15 protein-coding genes are annotated in these 19,801 nt (G+C 74.9%); 7 read left to right on the top strand and 8 right to left on the bottom strand.

The genetic code is table 11. The features are described from left to right. The first annotated feature begins 34 nt into the window (after positions 1-34). The gene (fxsA, locus tag AB0M92_RS28050; RefSeq protein WP_366105090.1) at positions 35-646 is read left to right on the top strand and encodes an FxsA family membrane protein; all 612 of its coding nucleotides are present in this window, start codon (positions 35-37) and stop codon (positions 644-646) included. A 108-nt stretch (positions 647-754) separates the two neighbouring features. On the opposite strand, the gene AB0M92_RS28045 is transcribed toward fxsA, so the two are convergent. The 3 genes from AB0M92_RS28045 to AB0M92_RS28035 form a co-directional block, all read right to left on the bottom strand. Continuing rightward, positions 755-1,129, bottom strand: coding sequence for an RNA polymerase-binding protein RbpA (locus AB0M92_RS28045; RefSeq protein WP_007262928.1), 375 nt, complete (start codon positions 1,127-1,129; stop codon positions 755-757). A gap of 344 nt (positions 1,130-1,473) precedes the next feature. Beyond that, entirely contained in the window at positions 1,474-2,853 is a 1,380-nt protein-coding gene (locus AB0M92_RS28040) for an MFS transporter (protein WP_366105089.1), read from the bottom strand. A gap of 67 nt (positions 2,854-2,920) precedes the next feature. Beyond that, positions 2,921-3,691, bottom strand: a complete 771-nt coding sequence (locus AB0M92_RS28035) for a glycerophosphodiester phosphodiesterase family protein (protein ID WP_366105088.1) — start codon at positions 3,689-3,691, stop codon at positions 2,921-2,923. Between the two features lie 193 nt (positions 3,692-3,884). On the opposite strand from AB0M92_RS28035, the gene AB0M92_RS28030 reads away from it, so the two are divergent. Beyond that, entirely contained in the window at positions 3,885-5,387 is a 1,503-nt protein-coding gene (locus tag AB0M92_RS28030; protein ID WP_366105087.1) for a PLP-dependent aminotransferase family protein, read from the top strand. Positions 5,388-5,430: 43 nt separating this feature from the next. On the opposite strand, the gene AB0M92_RS28025 is transcribed toward AB0M92_RS28030, so the two are convergent. Further along, positions 5,431-7,122, bottom strand: coding sequence for a hypothetical protein (locus AB0M92_RS28025; RefSeq protein WP_366105086.1), 1,692 nt, complete (start codon positions 7,120-7,122; stop codon positions 5,431-5,433). A gap of 43 nt (positions 7,123-7,165) precedes the next feature. Continuing rightward, positions 7,166-7,360 carry a hypothetical protein gene (locus AB0M92_RS28020; protein WP_030162614.1) on the bottom strand — a complete coding sequence of 65 codons (195 nt, stop codon included), beginning with the start codon at positions 7,358-7,360 and terminating at the stop codon, positions 7,166-7,168. 292 nt (positions 7,361-7,652) lie between these two features. On the opposite strand from AB0M92_RS28020, the gene AB0M92_RS28015 reads away from it, so the two are divergent. Continuing rightward, positions 7,653-8,075, top strand: a complete 423-nt coding sequence (locus tag AB0M92_RS28015; protein WP_366105085.1) for an ankyrin repeat domain-containing protein — start codon at positions 7,653-7,655, stop codon at positions 8,073-8,075. 344 nt (positions 8,076-8,419) lie between these two features. Then, entirely contained in the window at positions 8,420-9,817 is a 1,398-nt protein-coding gene (locus tag AB0M92_RS28010; RefSeq protein ID WP_366105084.1) for a HEAT repeat domain-containing protein, read from the top strand. Between the two features lie 172 nt (positions 9,818-9,989). On the opposite strand, the gene AB0M92_RS28005 is transcribed toward AB0M92_RS28010, so the two are convergent. The 3 genes from AB0M92_RS28005 to AB0M92_RS27995 are packed head-to-tail and all read right to left on the bottom strand — an operon-like array spanning position 9,990 to position 12,231. Continuing rightward, positions 9,990-10,862: a biotin-dependent carboxyltransferase family protein gene (locus AB0M92_RS28005; RefSeq protein ID WP_366105083.1), complete on the bottom strand. Its 873-nt coding sequence runs from the start codon at positions 10,860-10,862 to the stop codon at positions 9,990-9,992. Beyond that, positions 10,859-11,476 carry an allophanate hydrolase subunit 1 gene (locus AB0M92_RS28000; RefSeq protein ID WP_366105082.1) on the bottom strand — a complete coding sequence of 206 codons (618 nt, stop codon included), beginning with the start codon at positions 11,474-11,476 and terminating at the stop codon, positions 10,859-10,861. Before AB0M92_RS28000 ends, AB0M92_RS28005 begins: the two co-directional genes overlap by 4 nt. Beyond that, the gene (locus AB0M92_RS27995) at positions 11,473-12,231 is read right to left on the bottom strand and encodes a 5-oxoprolinase subunit PxpA (protein WP_366105175.1); all 759 of its coding nucleotides are present in this window, start codon (positions 12,229-12,231) and stop codon (positions 11,473-11,475) included. The genes AB0M92_RS28000 and AB0M92_RS27995 overlap by 4 nt, the downstream gene beginning before the upstream one ends. Before the next feature lie 150 nt (positions 12,232-12,381). Between AB0M92_RS27995 and AB0M92_RS27990 the strand changes: the two genes are divergently transcribed. From AB0M92_RS27990 to AB0M92_RS27980, 3 genes are all read left to right on the top strand, one after another. Next, positions 12,382-13,887, top strand: coding sequence for a hypothetical protein (locus tag AB0M92_RS27990; protein ID WP_366105081.1), 1,506 nt, complete (start codon positions 12,382-12,384; stop codon positions 13,885-13,887). Positions 13,888-14,016: 129 nt separating this feature from the next. Continuing rightward, positions 14,017-14,919 carry a hypothetical protein gene (locus AB0M92_RS27985; RefSeq protein WP_366105080.1) on the top strand — a complete coding sequence of 301 codons (903 nt, stop codon included), beginning with the start codon at positions 14,017-14,019 and terminating at the stop codon, positions 14,917-14,919. A gap of 62 nt (positions 14,920-14,981) precedes the next feature. Then, positions 14,982-19,709: a hypothetical protein gene (locus AB0M92_RS27980; RefSeq protein ID WP_366105079.1), complete on the top strand. Its 4,728-nt coding sequence runs from the start codon at positions 14,982-14,984 to the stop codon at positions 19,707-19,709. The last annotated feature ends 92 nt before the right edge of the window (positions 19,710-19,801 follow it).

Raw genomic sequence — 19,801 nt, 5'->3', positions numbered from 1 at the left:
CCGCTTTTACGCCACCCCAGGCACACTGGGTGGTATGACGACCGGCGTTCCCCTTTCGACGGCCCCCCGGCGGCGCTCGCGCGCCCGCACCTTCCTTCCGCTGGCGGTCGCCGCCTGGCTGATCCTGGAGATCTGGCTGCTCAGCCTGGTCGCCGGCGCGGCCGGCGGTCTGACCGTCGCGGCGCTCCTCGCGGGCGGGATCGTGCTCGGCGTCGTGGTCATCAAGCGGGCCGGGCGGCGGGCCTTCAAGAACCTGACGAACACCTTCCAGCAGGCCCAGCAAGCCCAGCAAGGGCAGCAGCCCCCGCCCCAGGCGGCGAAAGCGCAGCCGGGCAGCGGCAACGGCCTCACGATGCTGGCCGGCCTGCTCCTGATCCTGCCGGGCCTGCTCTCCGACGTGGCCGGCCTGCTCCTGCTGGTCCCGCCCGTCCGGGCGTGGACCGGCCGCCGCCTGAGCGGCACCCTGGAGCGCCAGATGGCCGCGGCCCCGGCGGGCACCCTCGGTGACGCCTTCCAGCAGGCCCGCATCCACCAGCCCGACGGCAAGGTCGTCCAGGGCGAGGTCATCCGTGAGGACGGGCCGCAGCGGCGGCGGCCGCAGGAGCCGGGTTCCGACACCGGGTACCGGCCGCCGCTGGCGCCCTGATTCCCGAGTCCTGAGTCCTGAGTCCCGCCTGCGGACGGAAACAGACCGAGGGCCCCCGCCACAGTTCGTGGCGGGGGCCCTCGGCTTCTTGTTCTGCTCGTCCGGCTGTCAGGCGGACTTGCGGCTGTCCCGCGGATGCACGGCAATGTTCATGGCGCCGGAACGCAGGACCGCCAGCCTCTCGGCCAGCACTTCCTCCAGTTCCTCGCGGGTGCGCCGCTCCATGAGCATGTCCCAGTGCGTTCGCGCAGGCTTGCCCTTCTTCTCTTCGGGCCCGTCCCCGTCAACCAGGAGTGCCATGGCGCCGCACGCCTTGCACTCCCACTCCGGCGGAATCTCTGCCTCAACCGAGAACGGCATCTCAAATCGATGTCCGTTCTGGCATGCGTACTCCACCGCCTGGCGCGGGGCCAGATCGATGCCGCGGTCCGTCTCGTAGCTGGTAACCACGAGCCGCGTACCGCGGAGAGCTCGCTCACTCATGAATCGTGCCTCCCGGGCTTGTCGCCCACAGGACAGGTGTCGCTGTCGTCGTCATCCGGTCAACGTCCGGTCGGCGGTATAGATTCCCGCTCCGGGTGATGCGTCGCCCGTCGTGCCGCCCCTTGTTGTACCCACCAGTGCCCGTTTTGTCACATCTGGCAGCAGATGTCACCCAACGTCTTCAGTTCTTTAGCGCGCAGTAACGGTCCGGCTGGCAGGCCAAAGGCGTACACTACCGGCCCTTCGCTTCAACGTCGAAATCCGTTCGGAATTCGTATGAAGATCCGGGTCGTGTCCGCCTCCGGACCTCGGCCGGTGAGCCCACCGGATCCACTCGGATCCACTCAGATCCGCTCGGGAACAGGATTCCCCGCCGCCTCCACCGCGCGCCGCACCGGCACTCGCGCCAGCAGCACGAAACCCAGTGCGAAGAAGACCACCAACGAGATGATCGCGTCCCGGTAGCTGCCCGTGACCTGGTACGTCAGGCCGAACACCAGCGGTCCGACCCAGCTCACCCCGCGGTCGCTCATCTCGTACGCCGAAAAGTACTCGGCCTCCTTGCCCACCGGTACCAGGTGCGAGAAGAGCGACCGCGACAGTGCCTGGCTGCCGCCCAGCACCAGCCCGATCATCGACGCGAGGGTGAAGAACCACACGGGCGCGCCGGCCGGCAGGAAGTACCCGGCGGCCAGCGTCACGGTCCAGGCCACCAGTGATCCGAGGATGGTCTTCTTCGCGCCGTACGACACGGCCAGCCGGCCCATCCCCATCGCGCCCGCGACCGCGAGGATCTGCACCAGCAGTACCGCCGTGATCAGCGTCGAGTCCTCCAGCTCCAGCTCCTGCTTGCCGTACACGGAGGCCTGCGAGATCACGGTCTGGATCCCGTCGTTGTAGACCAGGTACGCCAACAGGAACGACAGCGTCAGCGGGTGGCGCCGCATGTCCTTCAGCGTCGCGACGAGCTGCTTCCACCCCGACCCGGCGGCCGCGTGGCCGACGCCCGACCGGAGCACCGCCCGGTCCCGCAGCCTGCGCAGCGGGATGATCGTGAACGCGCCCCACCACAGGCCCGCCGAGGCCAGGCAGATGCGCACCGCCGCGTCCTTGGAGATCCCGAAGGACTCGTGCGACTGGAACAGGACCAGGTTCAGGATCAGGACGAACGCACCCGCCGTGTAGCCGAACGCCCAGCCGCGCGAGGAGACGGCGTCCCGCTCCTGCGGCTCCGCGATCTGCGGCAGGTAGGAGTTGTAGAGCACCATCGACACGGACATCGAGGCGTTCGCCACGATCAGCAGGACGCCGCCCAGCAGGTAGCGCTCGCCGCCCAGGAAGAACATCGCGGTGGTCGCCGCGGCGCCGGTGTAGGCCGCCGCCGCGAGCAGCGGCTTCTTGCGGCCCGTACGGTCCGCGGCGGCTCCCACCAGCGGCATCGCCAGCACCGCGACGATCACCGACATCGAGACGGCGTACGCGAAGAACGAGCCGGACCGGACCGGGATCCCCAGCGGGTGGACGTACCCCTGCGCGTCCTGGGCGGCCTCGGCCATCGCCGTGAGGTACGGGCCGATGAACACCGTCAGGACGGTCGACGAGTAGACCGAGCAGGCGAAGTCGTAGAAGTACCAGCCGTGCTGCTCGCGCTTGCGGGCCGCGGCGGCGACGGCTCTGCCGTCCTCCGCGCCCGGTTCCGCCTCGTCCGTGGTCTGCGCACTCATGAGTGCCCCCTCGCTGGTCCCCGTACCGCCGCGGCCGCCCCACCGGGCGCGGCGGCCCTACGGCCGCTCAGGCCCAGGCCCCGCGCCGGTCCAGCACCGTGCGCAAGATGTCGATCCGGTCGGTCATGATGCCATCGACTCCCAGGTCGAGCAGCGCCTCCATGCGTTGCGGTTCGTTCACGGTCCACACGTGTACCTGGAGTCCGCGCTCGTGCGCGGTGCGTACGAACCGGCCGTCGACCACGCGGATCCCCGCCTGGGTCTCCGGAACCTGCGCCGCCACCGCCCCGACCCGCAGCGCCGCCGGGATCGCGTACGAGCGCAACCGCAGGCCGACCACCCCGCGGACCCCGTACGAGGTCGCCAGCCGCGGCCCGGCGATCTTCTGGGCCCGGGCCACCCGGCTCTCCGAGAACGAGCCCACGCACACCCGGTCCCAGACGCCCGCCCGCGCGATCAGGTTGACCAGCGGATGCAGGGCCGACTCGGACTTGACGTCGATGTTCCAGCGGGCCTCGGGGAACTCCTCCAGGAGCTCCTCGAACAGCGGCAGCGGCTCGGTGCCCGCCACCCGCGCCTCGCGGACCCGGCTCCAGGTCAGCTCCGCGATCCGGCCCCGCCCGTCGGTGACCCGGTCGAGGGTGGAGTCGTGGAAGGCGACCAGCTTCCCGTCCGCGGTCGCGTGCACATCGGTCTCGAAGTACCGGTAGCCCGCGTCGGCGGCCCGCCGGAAGGCGGCGGCGGTGTTCTCAAGGCCGTCCGCGGCCCCTCCCCGGTGTGCGAAGGGGATCGGAGCCGGGTGGTCCAGATACGGATGGCGAAGGCGTACGTGCGTCACCCGTCGCAGTATGCACCGTGTGCCCCGCGGGAAGGCGGCGGCCTGAGGACCGCACGGTGGCCACACGGTGAACGCGGCGGCACCCCTGGCCCGGGTGGATCCCGGCATGACAGTCTGAGGGTGCGGAAGCGAGCCAATACCGGCCCCGTCCGGGGTCGGGCAGGGCCAATTCGACAAAGGTGGACCGGACAACATGGCAGAGTGGACCTCGGCGGTGGGTGCCGCACAGCTCGCCCGTCTCATCACCTCGCAGCAGGAGCGGCCGAGTCTGCCCGGGGCGCGCAAGCTCCCGGCGTACCGCACCCTCGCCGACGGCATCCGGCTGCTCGTCCTCGAAGGCCGCGTCCCCGTGGCCGCCCGGCTGCCCGCCGAGCGCGAGCTGGCCGCCTCGCTCTCCCTCTCCCGCACCACCGTCGCCGCCGCCTACGAGGCCCTGCGCGGGGAGGGCTTCCTGGAGTCCCGCCGCGGCGCCGGCAGCTGGACCTCCGTACCGGCCGGGAACCCGCTGCCCGCCCGGGGCCTGGAACCGCTGCCGCCCGAGTCCCTCGGGTCGATGATCGACCTCGGCTGCGCCGCGCTCCCCGCGCCCGAGCCCTGGCTCACCAAGGCCGTACAGGGCGCGCTGGAGGAACTCCCGCCCTACGCGCACACCCACGGGGACTACCCCGCCGGGCTCCCCGCGCTGCGGCGGATGCTCGCCGACCGCTACACCGAGCGCGGCATCCCCACCATGCCCGAGCAGATCATGGTCACGACGGGTGCGATGGGCGCCATCGACGCCATCTGCAGCCTCTTCGCCGGGCGCGGGGAGCGGATCGCCGTCGAATCCCCTTCCTACGCCAACATCCTCCAGCTCATGCGCGCCGCCGGGGTGCGGCTCGTACCCGTCGCGATGGCCGACGGGCTGGCCGGCTGGGACATGACGGTGTGGCGGCAGGTGCTGCGCGACGCCGCGCCGCGCCTTGCGTACGTCGTCGCCGACTTCCACAACCCGACCGGGGCGCTGGCCTCGGACGAGCAGCGCCGCGCCATGGTGGAGGCGGCCCGTTCGGCCGGCACGGTCCTGGTCGTCGACGAGACCATGGCCGAGCTCCGGCTGGACCCGGCGCTGGAGATGCCGCGCCCGGTCTGCTCCTTCGACCCGGCCGGGTCGTCCGTGATCACCGTCGGCTCCGCCAGCAAGGCCTTCTGGGCCGGCATGCGGATCGGCTGGGTCCGCGCGGCCCCCGACGTGATCCGGAGCCTGGTCGCGGCCCGCGCCTACGCCGACCTCGGCACGCCGGTGCTGGAGCAGCTCGCGGTGAACTGGCTGATGCGGACCGGCGGCTGGACGGAGGCCGTGCAGATCCGCCGCGACCAGGCCCGGGAGAACCGGGACGCGCTGGTGGCCGCGGTGCGCCGGGAGCTGCCGGACTGGGAGTTCGAGGTGCCGAGGGGCGGGCTGACCCTGTGGGCGCGGGCGGGCGGGCTGTCGGGCTCCCGGCTGGCCGAAGTGGGGGAGCGGGTCGGCGTACGGGTCCCGTCGGGGCCGCGGTTCGGCGTGGACGGGGCCTTCGAGGGCTACGTCCGGCTGCCGTTCACCGTCGGCGGCCCGGTGGCCGAGGAGGCGGCGGTCCGCCTCGCGGCGGCCGCCCGCCTGGTCGGCACGGGTGCTGCCGGCAGCACGGCGGAGCCCCCGCGCACGTTCGTGGCGTAACGGCGCGGGGGCTCGGGGACTCGGCGGTTCAGGGGTCAGGGGTTCAGGGGCCCACCGGCCAGGGGCCGCGGGCCGGCGGGGTCTCGGCCGGCACCTCCTCGGCGTCGTCGAACGCCTCCAGCTCGGCGAGGTCGGCGTCGAGCGACGGTCCCTGCGCCCGAGCCGGCGGCTGGACGATGTGCAGCGGCTTCGCGAGCGCCACCCGGCCGGGCCCGCCCGGGGACGGCAGCTGCCGCCCCGGCAGCAGCTCCACCACCGCCTGGCGGTGTCCCGGGTGCGCGGCGTCGTCGTACGGGTCCGGCGTGGCGGGCACCTGCACCCGGTGCACGGGGCCCGAGCCGAGCCGCGCGTACCCGCGCCCCGGCGGCACCTGAGCGGTCGGCGTGGTGTGCGGCGGCAGCCCCAGCACGTCGGTGATCTGCTGCGCGGCGGCCGGGCCGAGCACGATCCGGGCCCGGGTGTGCTGCCAGACGGCGTCGTTCAGCAGCTCCAGGTGATCGAACTGCTCCGCCACCACCACCGTGACGTGCGCGGCGCGCCCGTGCCGCAGCGGCACCTGGAGCTGGGCCAGCGGGTCCGGACTCCCCTCGGCGGTCGCGAGGTGGGCGAGCACGCTGGGCCGGTCCAGCAGGATCCACAGCGGCCGCCGGGTGTCCTCCGGCGCAGGCCGTCCGGCCTCGCGGGCCCGGTGCGCGGCGATCAGCCGCCGCTCCGTCTCGCGCGCGGCCCACTCCAGGGTGGCCAGCGCCCCCGCCGGACCGCACTCCACGGCCAGGACGCCCGTACGACCGGACAGGCAGGCGAACTCCCCGCTGCCGCCGCCCTCGACGATCAGTACCTCACCCCCGTGGTGCAGCGCTTGCAGGGCGATCGAGCGCAGCAGGGAGGAGGCTCCGCTGCCGGGCCGGCCGACGGCCAGCAGGTGCGGTTCGGTGGAACGGGGGCCGGTGCGCCAGATCACCGGCGGCACGTCGCGCGGCCCCCCGTCGTCCAGGACGGGCAGGGTGCGCTGCACCGCGGTTGCATCGGTGAAGCCGAGCACCGTCTCACCGGGGGAGGTGACGAACTGCTGCGCCGCGATTCCCGTGGGCAGCGGCGCGAGCACCGTCAGGTCGAGCTGGTTGCCCTCCTCGTCCCATTCGAAGAGGTACTCCCGGCCGCGCCCGGACTTGGCGTGGAGCAGGGTCTCGATCCGGGCCCGCGAGGCGGCCTCGCCGTCGGTGAAGTAGGCGGGATAGCGGATCCGGAGCCGGGTGACGCGGCCGGCCTCGTCGAAGGCGTGGCCGCTGAAGGCCTTGTCCCACTCCCCGCCGTGGGCGAAGAGCGGGTTCGGGTCCTCGGGGATGGAGAAGTACGGCACCAGCGCCTCGTAGAGGGCGCCGAGCCGTTCGCCCTCGGCCTCGCTCGGCCCGGTCTTGACCGGGGTCCGGTCGCGGCCGTGCCAGGCCGCCGCCGCCATCAGGCTGACGAGGGCGAGCAGGGGCCCGTAGGGGACGAGCGCGACCACGAGGACGCAGGCGGCCCCCAGGAACAGCGCGGGACCACGCTTGTCCCTGGGCGTCTGCCCCCATTTGCGCCGCCCGGCCGAGGCCAGGACGCGCAGGCCGCGCCCGATGACGAGGAGCGGATGGAGGACGTCCGTGGCGTTGTCGGCGGCCGTGCGAGCGAGGTCGCGGCCCCGTGCCAGCGACGTGGTGCCGTTGCCGAGGATGCGGGGGAGTGGGCGCCGGGCCACGGTCGTCTCCTGGAGTCGGGGGTGCTGAACGGTGGGGCCGGGGTCAGAGCTTGATCCCGCCGAGGAGGCTCGCGAGGCTCGCCGTGCTCGCCGTGATGCTCGGTGCGATGGCGGAGCCGGCGAGGAAGAAGCCGAACAGTGCGCAGACGAACGCGTGGGACAGCTTCATCCCGTCCTTTTTGAAGAAGAGGAAGGCGATGATGCCGAGCAGGACGACGCCTGAGATGGACAGGATCATGAGAAGTTCTCCTGGTGGGTGGGGACGGTCACCATCAGTTGTTCCAGGCTCACAGGAAGTATCAATGCGATAAAAGGTGCATACGGGTGAATCCAGGCTTTTTTCACTTGACCGGCGCAGCCCGGCTGGCGCGTCCGCCACGAAGGGGATCCTTGCCTCGGCCGGGCCCCCGTATGTGCAGGTCCGGGCGCTACTCTGGCGATTCACCCGTACGGTCGCAGTGCCGTACGCCCCCCTGCCCGCGCGGCCCGGGGAATCTCACGTCAACAGCGAGTGGAAGGCGGTACGACAGATGAGCGAGCACGAGCCCACCCAGGGCGGCTCCCCGGGCGCTCCGGACGAGGACGTCATCGAGCTGGCCACCAAGATCTTCGACCTCGCCCGGCAGGGCGAGACCGAGACGCTCACCGCGTACCTGGACGCCGGAGTACCGGCCAACCTCACCAACGACCGGGGCGACACCCTCGTCATGCTGGCCGCCTACCACGGGCACGCCGCCGCCGTCACGGCCCTGCTGGCCCGCGGCGCAGAAGCCGACCGCGCCAACGACCGCGGCCAGACCCCGCTGGCCGGCGCCGTCTTCAAGGGCGAGGAGACCGTCATCCGCGCGCTGCTCGCCGGAGGGGCCGACCCGACCGCCGGAACCCCCTCCGCCGTGGACACCGCCCGCATGTTCGCCAAGGCCGACCTGCTGGAACTCTTCGGAGCCGAGTAGTCCGTTTTTGCCCGTGACCTGGCAGGGTCTGACCGGTCCGCCACCTCACGGAATGGTCACGGCGGCCGTAAATGTGGTCGCGGCGCACAAACCGGCTGGGTCATCATGGCGACGGATTCGATTCGCGGACATGGCGGACGGGCAGGAGCGGGCAGGACACGCAGGGTGTCCGGGCCCATCCCCTGCACGAACCCGGCCGACGTGGTCGCGGAGCACCGACGAGAGTGAGAAGGCAATGGTCTACATCGAGCGGAACATGACGGCGGACGTCCTCACATGCTGTTACGCGGCCCTGTGAATCCCGATTCCCGGTTGCGTCCCCAGCTTGATTTGAGGCCATTCCCATGTTCGAACCAGTCATAGCGCCAAGCGGCACCCTGCTCGGGCTCCTCCAGCGGGGCCGCGGCGACGGCACGCTGCACGCCCTGGCGGCGCCCCGGGCGGAGGCCCTGGCGGCCCTCAACCAGTGCGTGGTCAGCGACCCGCGCCAGGACTGGCAGGTCGAGAACCGCTCGCTGTACTACGCACGCCTGTACGTGGATCTCGACGGCCCCCTCGGCGCCATCGAGAGCCACCTCTTCAGTGCGGACGACCTCGTCGACGACTCGGACCACCGGACGGGCCTCGCCCTGTCCGTCCTGGGCCACCTGGCCTCGTACGGCCGCGGCGACGCGCTCATGCTGCTGCGCCGCTACGCCGCCTCCGGCGCCAACTGGGCCTGGGCCCTCGACGAGCTCGCCCTGCGCGACGACGACGAGGGGCTGCGCGGCCTCGCCGCGCCCGTGCTCGCCAGATTCCCGGCCGGTGCCGAGGGCGAGGCGCGGCTGGCCGCCGCCGTCCGCGACGCCTACGAGCCCCGGCCCTGGTGTCTGTGGGAAGGGTCACCCGAGTACGGCGACCGCCTGCGCGCGGCCCGCCAGCAGGGCTCCTTCGACCGCTGGCAGCGCCAGCTCACCCCGAACGGGCCCCGGCCCGGCTGGGGGGTCCAGGCCGTCTTCGACTGGGCCGCCGACGGCTTGCGCCGCGGCACCCCGCTGCACGTGCCCGCCGCACGCTGCCTCGCCGCCGTCGCCGCGCCCGAGGACCGCTCCGCGATCCTCGCGGCCGCCGCCGGAGCGGGCGGCGAGGCCGCCCGGGCCACCGCCCTGCACCACCTGGTCCTCGCCGAGCCGGAGAACCCGGCCGTACTGGACCTCATCGAAGCCGCCGCCGACGAGCCGGCCGTCGCCGCCTACGAGCGCATGTGCGGCCCCGCGGCCGTCGACCGCGCCCGGCAGTGGATCCACCGCCCCGACGCGCTGGGCGCGGCCGCGGGCGCCCTCCTGGCCGCCCGGGGCGGCGCCGAGGACACCGCACTCGTACTGGGCGCCCTGCGCTCGACGGTGCGCGGCTCCGGCCCGGACGCCCAGCGGCTGTTCGCCCTGGTCGACGGCGCCGGCCGGCTGTCCATCGGCTGCGCGGCTCCGGTGCTGCGCCACATCTACCGCGAGACGGCCTCGTCCCACCTGCGCGGGCGCGCGGCGCGCGCCCTGGCCAGCACGGACCCCTCCTTCGCCGCCGGCTTCGCCGTCGAATGCCTCTGGGACTGCGAGGAGACCACCCGCGAGGTGGCCGCCCACCACGCGGAGACGGCGGACGCCCGGGTGGCGCCGCGCCTGCGCCGCCTGGCGGCGGACCCCGCCGAGGAAGAGGACGTCCAGTCGGCGGTACGCAGCAGGATCGCCCCGGAGTCGGCCGTGTAGGCCCCCGGAAGACGCACCTTCGGCCCGGCCCCCGACGAGAGGGGGCCGGGCCGAGACGTGTCTCGGTGCGGGCGGGGGCGTGCAGGGCGGGGGCGTGCAGCCGGTTCCCCCGCGCCGGGGACAAAGGAGGAACCCCCTCACCCGGTACCCGGCCGCGGCCCCCGCGGACGTCTCACCGGGCCCGCACGAACCTCACCGGCACCCCCGGCCGGGCCTGCGCCGCCGCGTCGAGCGCCGGGCCCGGGGGGACCACGCCCACCACCGGGTAGCCGCCCGTCACCGGGTGGTCGGCGAGGAAGACCACCGGGAGGCCGTCCGGGGGGACCTGGACCGCGCCCAGGACCATGCCCTCGCTCGGGAGCTCACCGCCGCGGGCGCGGATCAGTGGGGTCCCGCCCTCGGTGCGCAGGCCGATGCGGTTCGACGCCGGCGAGACCCGGAACCCCGCACGCCACAGGGCCGCGACGGAAGCCGGCTCGAACCAGTCCGCGCGCGGCCCCGGCCGCAGCGGCAGCACCAGCTCCGCCGGCATCCCCGGCGCGGCCGGCACGTCCGCCCCGCGGACCGGATCCGGTCCGGCCGGACCCACCGGCAGCACCGTCCCGGCCGACAGCACGGGCGGCCCCAGCCCCGACAGCAGGTCCGTCGAGCGGCTGCCCAGGACCGGCGGTACGGCGAACCCTCCCCGCACCGCGACGTAGCCGCGCACCCCCGACTCGGCCCGGCCCACCTCCAGCTCCGCCCCGGCCCGGAGCCACACCGGCGCCCCCCACGCCACCGCGCGGCCCGACACCCGTACGGCGCACGGCGCGCCCGTGACCGCCACGGTCACCGGGGCCAGCGCCCGCAGGCCGACCCCGTCCAGGGTGGTCTCCAGGGCCGCGGCCCCCGGCGGGTTGCCGAGCAGCCGGTTGGCCAGGCCGAGAGCCCCCGCGTCCAGGGCTCCCGACCTCGGCACGCCCAGGTGCGCGTATCCGGGCCGCCCCAGGTCCTGGACGGTCGTCAGAGCCCCGGCCCGGAGCACCCGCAGCGCGGCGCCGCTCACCCCGCCACCTCCTCGAAGCGCACCCGTACCCCCGGCGCGAACAGCGCCGCCGGCTCCCGCCGCGCATCCCACAGCGCCACGTCCGTCGTCCCGACCAGCTGCCAGCCGCCGGGGGAGGAGCGCGGGTACACCCCCGCGTACTCGCCCGCGAGGGCCAGCGAGCCCGCCGGCACGGCCGTACGGGGCGTGACCCGCCGGGGCAGGTGGAAGCGCTCCGGCAGCCCCGTCAGGTAACCGAAGCCCGGCGCGAACCCGCAGAAGGCCACCCGGAACACGGTGTCCCCCACGACCCCGGCCACCTCCCGCTCCGCGACCCCCCACAGCCGGGCCACCTCCGCCAGGTCCGGCCCGTCGTACCGGACGGGGACCGTGACCAGCGGTCCCTCGGTCTCCGTCAGCGGCGGTACCACCCAGCGCGCGATGCGCTCCGCCAGCGCGCGCGGCTCGCGCACGCCGTCCAGCAGCACCGTCCGCGCCGCCGGGACCACGTCCCGCACGGCCCCCAGCTCGCCCGCGTCCCGCCGCCGGAGCAGCTCGGCGTGGAGCGCCGCCACCTCCTGCGCCGAGTCCAGCTCGATCAGCAGGGCCTCGCCGCCCACCACCAGCGGCCTCACGCGAAGGCCCCCAGGCGGACCCCCGCGGCGCCCAGCGCCTCGCGGACCCGCAGGGCGAGCCCGGCCGCCCCCGGGGTGTCCCCGTGCAGGCACAGCGAGCGCGCCCGCAGCGCCACCCGGGAGCCGTCGGCGGCCGTCACCGCGCCCTCGGTCGCCATCCCGACCGCGCGGGCCACCACGGCGTCCGGATCGTGCAGCACGGCCCCGGGCTCCCCGCGCGGCACCAGCGTCCCGGCCGGTGTGTACGCCCGGTCGGCGAAGGCCTCCGGTACGGCCGGCAGCCCCGCCGCCTCGGCGGCGGACAGCAGCAGCGAGCCCGGCAGGCCCAGGACGGGCAGGCCGGCCGTACCGGCCGCCATCCGCACCCCGGCGACGACCGCGCGGGCCTGGCCCGGGTCGTGGACCGTGCGGTTGTACAGCGCGCCGTGCGGCTTCACGTACGACACCCGGGAGCCGGCCGCCTTGGCGAAGACCTCCAGCGCCCCGATCTGGTAGGCCACCTCGTCGGCCAGCTCGCCCGCCGGCACGTCCATCGAGCGCCGGCCGAAGCCCGCCAGATCGCGGTACGAGACCTGCGCGCCGATCCGCACGCCCCGCTCCGCGGCCAGCGCGCAGACCCGGCGCATGATGGACGGGTCCCCGGCGTGGAAGCCGCACGCCACGTTCGCGCTCGTGACGACGGACAGCAGGGCCTCGTCGTCGGTCAGCGTCCAGCGCCCGAAGCCCTCGCCGAGATCGGCGTTGAGGTCGATCAGAGGTGTGATCATGGAAGCCATGCGGTGAGCGTAGAACGTGGACACGCGGAACACGGCGCGTGCGGCGGGAACGGCCGGCGGCCCCCGGGACCGATCCGGCCGAACCATGCCGTTTGGGATGTTGTCCGTGTCAGCGCCTAGTCTTTGTCCGTGACTCTCCCCGCCCCGGCGAAGCCCCTTCCGTCCCCGGCGCCGGGCCCGGCCGCCGACGAGGGCCTGGCCCGGCGGCTGCGCGCGCTCGCCTGCACCGCCCCGCTGCACGACCTCGACGTACGCAAGGCCAATCTCGCCGGCGAGTACGGGATCTACGCGATGGCGGAGGTCGCGCTCGCCGCGATCGACCTGGTCACGCTCAACATGGACTTCGACACCGGCGCCGACCACGAGCAGATAGTGGCCAGGCTGCTGCCGCGCGCCGCCGCGCAGGCACCGCACCGCCCTGCGGCCGAGCACGAGCGGGTGGCCCGCTGGGTCCTGGAGAACCTGATCAACGTCGGCAGCGTGGACCGCGGATTCCGGGCGATCTACGGCACGTTCGGCCCCGACGGGGTGTACGTGCGCCGGGACTACGACTTCAAGCTGATCGAAGAGGTCCCCGGCTACGGCGGGGCCGTCTACCTCCGCACGACCGACGAGGCCGTCAACGTGCTGGTCGGCGCCCTCGACACGGACGTCACCAGTGCGCAGATCGCGGCCGAGGTGAAGCTGGAGGTCCTGATCAGCCGGGGCCGGCTGGCCGACGCCCAGCTCGCCGCCGAGCAGGCCCGCTACCGCACCGTCCAGTACGCGGAGACCCTGCGCCGCACGCTGGACGCGACCCGGCGCAACGTCCGGGCGGTGGACTGGCTCGAATCGGTGCCCGACATGATCGAGGAGGCCCTCGACCACGTCGCCGACCGCTACCGGCACGAGAACGCGATCCTGACCAACATCCGCCGGGCGCGCGACGAGGCGGAGGAGCCCGACAACAAGCGGCGCGCCGCCGAGCTCGTCGACATCGTCAAGGACTGCATCCGCCGCCACACCCAGCTCCAGTCGAGGCTGCTGGACGCGGGCCCGCTGTTCCGCGCCGAGCAGGACCGGCAGGCCTTCGCGGCCCCCGCGCCGCGCTCCGGGATCGACCTGTACGGGCAGCTCGTCGCGCCCGTGCTGCCGCTGCCGCTCGCGCAGGCCTCCCGGGTCACCGACGCCTTCTTCGCGTCGGCCGTCGGGCTGCGGACCCCGGTCTCGGTGCGCGTCTGCGACCTGGTCGAGATACTGCTGACGCCGCCGGTGGAACGCGAGCACCTGGGCGCGGAGATGCCGGAGCCGGACCTCATCGCGACCCCGGACGACAGCCGGTTCAGCGAGGAGCAGCTCGCCGCCGCGATGGAGCTCCTGGAGCTGCCGCACGACGCCCCGCGCCGGCTGTCGGGCCTGCTCGCCGAGGCCCGGCGCAGCGACCCGGACCTGCCGTACCTGGTGGCCCTGCTGGCCGTCCACGCGGCGAGCCCGGCCGTCGGCACGGCCTACCGCCAGGGCGAGGAGCGGCTGCTCTTCGCCGTGGACGACGGCACGCAGCTCGAAGACCCCGAGTTCGGCGGCGCGGACCTGATCGTCGGCACGGCGCTCCTGGACGCGGCCGCGATGACCGCGGACCGCACGGAGGCGGCATGACCCCCGCCGGGCCGCTCGGCCGAACGACATGAACCAGCACAGCGGCAGGGGGCGGCGCGCGGGAGAGAACCCGCCCGCCGCCGCGACCACCGCCGTCGCGACCACCGCACACCACGAGAGGCAGTACCCGTGAGCGACCACCACGCCGAACACCCCGCGTGGAGCGAGGCCGACGCGCCGCCGGCCCCCGTCGCACCCGCCGCCGGCGGGGCGGTCACCCCCGCCGACGCCGCGGACGCGGCCCGGCTCGTCGCGTTCGGGCTCCAGCCCAAACTGCTCCCCGCCCGTGACGCCGAGTACGCCGAACTGCTGCGCCGCTACCGCGAGGAGCCGGCCTTCGGCCGACTCGCCGACGCCGTCGCCACCGGACTCGGTCTCGTGGTCCTGGAGGTGTCCCCGCGCGCCGGCATGGCCGTCGCCGCCGGAGAGGACTCCGTCTTCGCCGTCCGGATGGGCGACTACGCCCGCCGCGCCACCGCCGACTCGGCCGACCGGTTCCTGCACGGTCTCGCCCACCTCGCCGTCGCCGCCCTCGCCTTCCCCCGCCCCGAGGACCTCGCCGACGACGGCTACATCGGCCGCGTCACCGTCAACGGGGTGGACGCCTTCGTCCGGCAGACCTGCCGCCGCCTGGAGGAGCGCGCCGAGGAGCTCGGCGAGAACACCGACCCGGCCACCGACGCCCCCGGCCTCGAAGCCGCCTGGCGCGTCTACGCCCGCCGCAGCGCGACCGGCGCCACCAAGGACGCCCGCCGCCTGGCCGGTTCCACCACCGGCATCGTCGGCAAGGCCGCCGCCTTCCTCACCGACTCCGGGTTCCTCCAGCGCACCGGCGACGACGCCGGCGGGACGTACCGCACCACCCCCCGCTACCAGCTCCAGGTCCGCGACATGGCGGGCAGCGCGGCCATGGCCGAGCTCCTGGAACTCGGCGTGGTCCCCGTCAGCGACGGCTCCGCCAGCCTCCTGCCGCCGCCCGAGGGCGACGACCTGGAGCTCGCCGCCGACGCCGGCCTCCCGTTCCACGCCTGAGCCCCGCCGCCCGACCTGCCCTCCGTACCCTCCGCACCGAGAATTCACGAGAGTCCGCCGCCATGTACGAGCTGTCCCGGATCCGCCTCTACTCCATCGGGCCCGCCGGTGCGCGCTACGCCGACACCGTGCTCGACCTGCGCGGAGTCGGTGAGCCGGTGCCCCACCCGGCGCCCGCCCAGGCGGAGTTCTTCGAGGACGAGCCCACCGGCCCGCCGCGCCGCCCGGCGCCCGCGGGCGTCCTCTTCCTGGAGAACGGCGGCGGCAAGTCCGTCCTGCTCAAGCTGATCTTCTCGGTGATGCTCCCCGGCCACCGCAACACCCTCGGCGGCGCCAGCTCCGGCGTCCTGCGCAAGTTCCTGCTTGCCGACGACTGCGGCCACGTGGCCCTGGAGTGGCAGCACACCCAGACCGGCGAGTGCGTGGTCGTCGGCAAGGTCAGCGAATGGCGCGGCCGCCAGGTCTCCAACGACCCGCGCAAGTTCGCCGAGGCCTGGTACTCCTTCCGCCCCGGCCCCGGCCTGAGCCTGGACAACCTCCCCGTCGCCGAGGCCACCGCCGTGCGCCCGTCCGTCGAAGGCGCCTCCGGCGCCCAGGGCCGGCGCCGCACGATGAAGGGCTTCCGCGACGCCCTCACCGAGGCCGGCAAGGCGTACCCGCATCTGGAGGTGTACTTCGAGGAGATCCACGACCGGTGGAACGAGCACCTCACCGAACTCGGCCTCGATCCCGAACTCTTCCGCTACCAGCGTGAGATGAACGCCGACGAGGGCGAGGCCGCCGGCCTCTTCGCGGTCAAGAAGGACTCCGACTTCACCGACCTGCTCCTGCGCGCGGTCACCGACACCCGGGACACCGACGGCCTCGCCGACCTGGTCCACGGCTTCGGCAACAAGCTGGGCCGCCGCGCCGAGCTGATGGCCGAACGGGACTTCACCGCCGGCTCGGTGGACCTCCTCACCAAGATCGTCGAGGCCGCCGAGACCCGCTCCCGGCTCCGCGACGTCCACGCGGGTGCCGAGCGCCGCACCCGCACCCTCGCCCGGCGGCTGTCCGCCCGCGCCGCCGAGGAGCGCGGCCGCGCCTCCGACCTCGCGCAGCGGGTCACCGGCGCCGCCCACGGGGTCACCTCCGCCGAGTCCGCGCGGACCCGCAGCGCCGCCGTCTCCGCCGAACTCGCCTACCGGCACGCCTCGCTCGCGCTGACCGTCGCCGACAAGGCCGCCGCCGCCCAGCGCCGCGAACTCCTCGAAGCCCGCACCCTGCACTCCGCGTGGCAGGCCGCCGAGATCGTGCTGCGCCACCGCGCCGCCTCCGACCGCTCCGCCCGGGTCGCCGCCGCGATCCTGGAGGCCGAGCGGGACGCGGCCCCGGCGCTCGCCGCACGGGCGACGGCCGCCGCCGCGCTCGTACGGGCCCTGCACACGGCCGCCGAGGACGGGGAGCGGGTCGCCAACGAGGAGGAGGAGCGGTCCGCCGCGCTCCAGGAGGCGGGCGAGGCCGCGCACCGCGACGCCACCGCCGCCGCCACGGGGGCCCAGCGGGCCCGGAGCGAGGCCGAACACCTGCGGGCCCGGCTCGCCGAGGTCCAGCAGGAGACCGCCGAGGCGGTACGGGCCGGCTGGCTCGACGACTCGGCCCCCGATGCGGACCCGGCCCGGGCCGCCCTGGCCGCCAGTGATGCCGAGAAGACCGCCGTGGCCGCCTGGGACGAGTCCCGCGAGGCCGCCCGGACCACCGCCGAAGCCGCCCGCGGGGCCGCCGGCACGGAGTCCCGCGCCGAACTCACCGCCGCCCGCGCGGCGGACGCCGCCGACGCGGCCGAGGCCGCCCACGGCGCCGAGCACCGGGCCGCCGCCTCCCTGGCCGCCTCCCCCCGCCTGGCAGAGCTCCTCGGCCTCCCCGCGACGCCCGAAACCTTCCTCCCGCACCCGCGTACGGGCAGCGCGGAGGGGGCCGGTACGCCGACCGCCCGGCCCGGAGCCACGACCGGCTCAGCCGCCGCCGCGAACCCGGGCGGCGCCCCCGGCGGCGCCGGGCCCTTCGCGGACGGCGGACTGACCGTAGGGGACCTCGACCGCAACGCCGACGAACTGCGCGAGATGCTCACCCGCGGAGTCGGGGCGGCCGAGCGGCAGCTGTTCGAGCTGCGCACCGCCGCCGCCGACGACGCCCGCATCCTCGGCGCCCTCGGCGACGGCGGACTGCTGCCGCCCGGACCCGACGTCCTCGCCACCGTCGAGTACCTCGGCGAACACGGCATTCCGGCCCTGCCCGGCTGGCGCTACCTGGCCCAGTCCGTGGACCCGGCCGACCACGCGGCCGTCCTCGCCGCCCGCCCCGAGCTCGTCGACGGCGTCGTCATCACCGACCCCGACACCCACGCGCGGGCCCGTGAGGTCCTCTCCGCGGCCGCCCTGCTGCCCCGCTCCACCGTCGCCGTCGGCACGGCCGCCGCCCTGCTGGCGCCGGTGCCTGCGGTCGCCGGCCACGGCGAGGACACGGACAGCGGGGTCTTCCTCGTCCCGCCGAACCCGGCCATGCACGACGAGCACGCCGCCGACGAGGAGCGCCGGGCGCTGCGCACCCGCGCCACCGCCCGCGACACCGAGATCCGGGACCTGGCCGCCCGCCTCGCCGGGGACCGCGAACTCGCCGCCCGCCTCGCCTCCTGGCGTACCGGCTGCCCGCCCGGCCGCCTGGTCGAGCTGGCGCGGCAGGCCGAGGCCGCCCGTTGCTTCGCCGAGGAGGCCGACGCCGAGCTCGCGGAGGCCCGTACCGTGCGAGCCGAGGCCGACGAGGCCGCCGCCGACGCCGCCCGCGTCCGCGACGAGCGCCAGGACGCGGCCCAGCGGGCCCGCCGCGCCGCCGACGCCCTCGCCGGGCTCGCCTTCCGGCTGCGCGAGCGCGCCGGCTGGCAGGCCAAGGTCCGCGAACTGGCCGACGACGCCGCCGAGTCCGAGGCCCGCGCCGAGGTCTGCCTGGACCGGGCCCGCGCCGCCGACGAGGACCGCCGTGCCGCCCAGCGCGCCGCCGACGACGCCCGCCGCACCGCCCGCGCGCTGCGCGCCGAGCGCGCCGAGATCGCCGGCGCCCCCGAGGCCCTGCCCGAGGAAGACGGCGCCGCCAAGGCGCCCCTGCCCGACCTCCGCGAGGCCTACCGGGCCGCCTCCCGGCTGTACGAGAAGGTCGGCGTCGGCGCCGACCTGCGCGCCGAACAGGCCCGCGCCGAGAGCGACGAGAGCGCGGCCCTCGCCGAACTCGACCGGCTCACCAACAAGGTCCGCACCCGCGCCGCGCAGCTCCTCGAAGGCACCGACGGCGCCGACGGGCCCTCCCGGCAGGCGGCCGCCGCCCGCGCCGAGTCGCTCGTACAGATGCTGGAGACCCGCACGCAGGTCGCCAGCGAGCAGCTCGGACGGCTCCGCGGCGAGGCCGAACGGCACGCCCCCACCGAGGGAGAGGCCCACACCGACCTGCCCGAGGAGCTGATCCCGGGCGACGTGGAACAGGCCCAGGCCCTGCTGCGCACCGCCACCGCCCAGCTCGCCGCGCACACCGCGGCCGTGGAGACCGCGCGGGCCGCCCACGCCGACCTGCTGCACGCCCACCGCACCGCCGAGGACGGCGCCGGAGGCTTCGACGAGACCGCGGCCATGCTGCGGGACCTGCTGCGCGACCACACCCACCAGGAAGACGAGCAGGAGCCGGCCGCCCACCAGGGCACCCTGGAGGAGGCCCGGCAGTCCGCCGCCGAGGCCCGCCGCTCCCTGCGCGGCTGCGCCGCCGACCTCTCGGCCGCCGAGGCGGCGGTGCGCGAGGCGAGCGACGTCCTGGTCCGCCACGCCAACGGCAACCGCTACGAGCAGGTACGCACCCCCGCGCGCCAGCAGATCCGCGAACTGCCCGCCTCCGCCCTGCCCGAGCACGCCGCGGCCTGGGCAGCCGCCTTCGCCCCCCGGCTGCGCGTCCTCACCGACGAACTGGCCCAGCTGGAGCGCAACCGCGACAGCATCGTCGACCGGCTGCGCGGACTCGTGGAGTCCGCCCTGGCCACCCTGCGCTCCGCCCAGCGGCTCTCCCAGCTCCCCGAGGGCCTGGGGGAGTGGTCGGGCCAGGAGTTCCTGCGCATCCGTTTCGAGGAGCCGGACCAGGCCACGCTCACGGAACGGTTGGGAGAGGTCATCGACGAGGCGACCCGCGCGGCCGTGAAGAAGAACAGCAACGCCTCGTTCGGCGAGGGCCGTCGCGACGGCATGTCCCTGCTGCTGCGCGGGGTCCAGGCGGCCCTGGAGCCCAAGGGCATCTCGGTCGAGATCCTCAAGCCGGACGCGGTTCTGCGCGCCGAGCGCGTGCCGGTCGGTCAGATGGGCGACGTGTTCTCCGGCGGCCAGCTGCTGACCGCCGCGATCGCCCTGTACTGCACGATGGCGGCGCTGCGCAGCAACGACCGCGGCCGCGACAAGCACCGCCACGCGGGCACGCTGTTCCTCGACAACCCGATCGGGCGCGCGAACGCCACGTACCTGCTGGAACTCCAGCGGGCCGTCTCGGACGCGCTCGGCGTCCAGTTGCTCTACACGACCGGCCTGTTCGACACCACTGCCCTCGCCGAGTTCCCGCTCGTCATCAGGCTGCGCAACGACGCGGACCTGCGGGCCGGCCTGAAGTACATCAGCGTCGAGGAGCATCTGCGGCCGGGCCTGCCCCAGCAGTCCCCGGAGGAGGAGACCATTCACGGCGAGATCACGGCCACCCGCATGTTCCGCCGCTCCGCGACCGTTTCCTGACGGCACGGCACGGCACGGCACGGCACGGCACCGGACCGCTCCGCACGGCACAGCACCGCGGTCAGGCCCGGGCCCGGTCCCCGGCGACCCGG

This window comes from Streptomyces sp. NPDC051582, from assembly GCF_040681715.1.
Lineage (GTDB): Bacteria > Actinomycetota > Actinomycetes > Streptomycetales > Streptomycetaceae > Streptomyces.
Note: the sequence above shows the minus strand (reverse complement) of the source record. Positions and strands in the feature narration are given on the sequence as shown.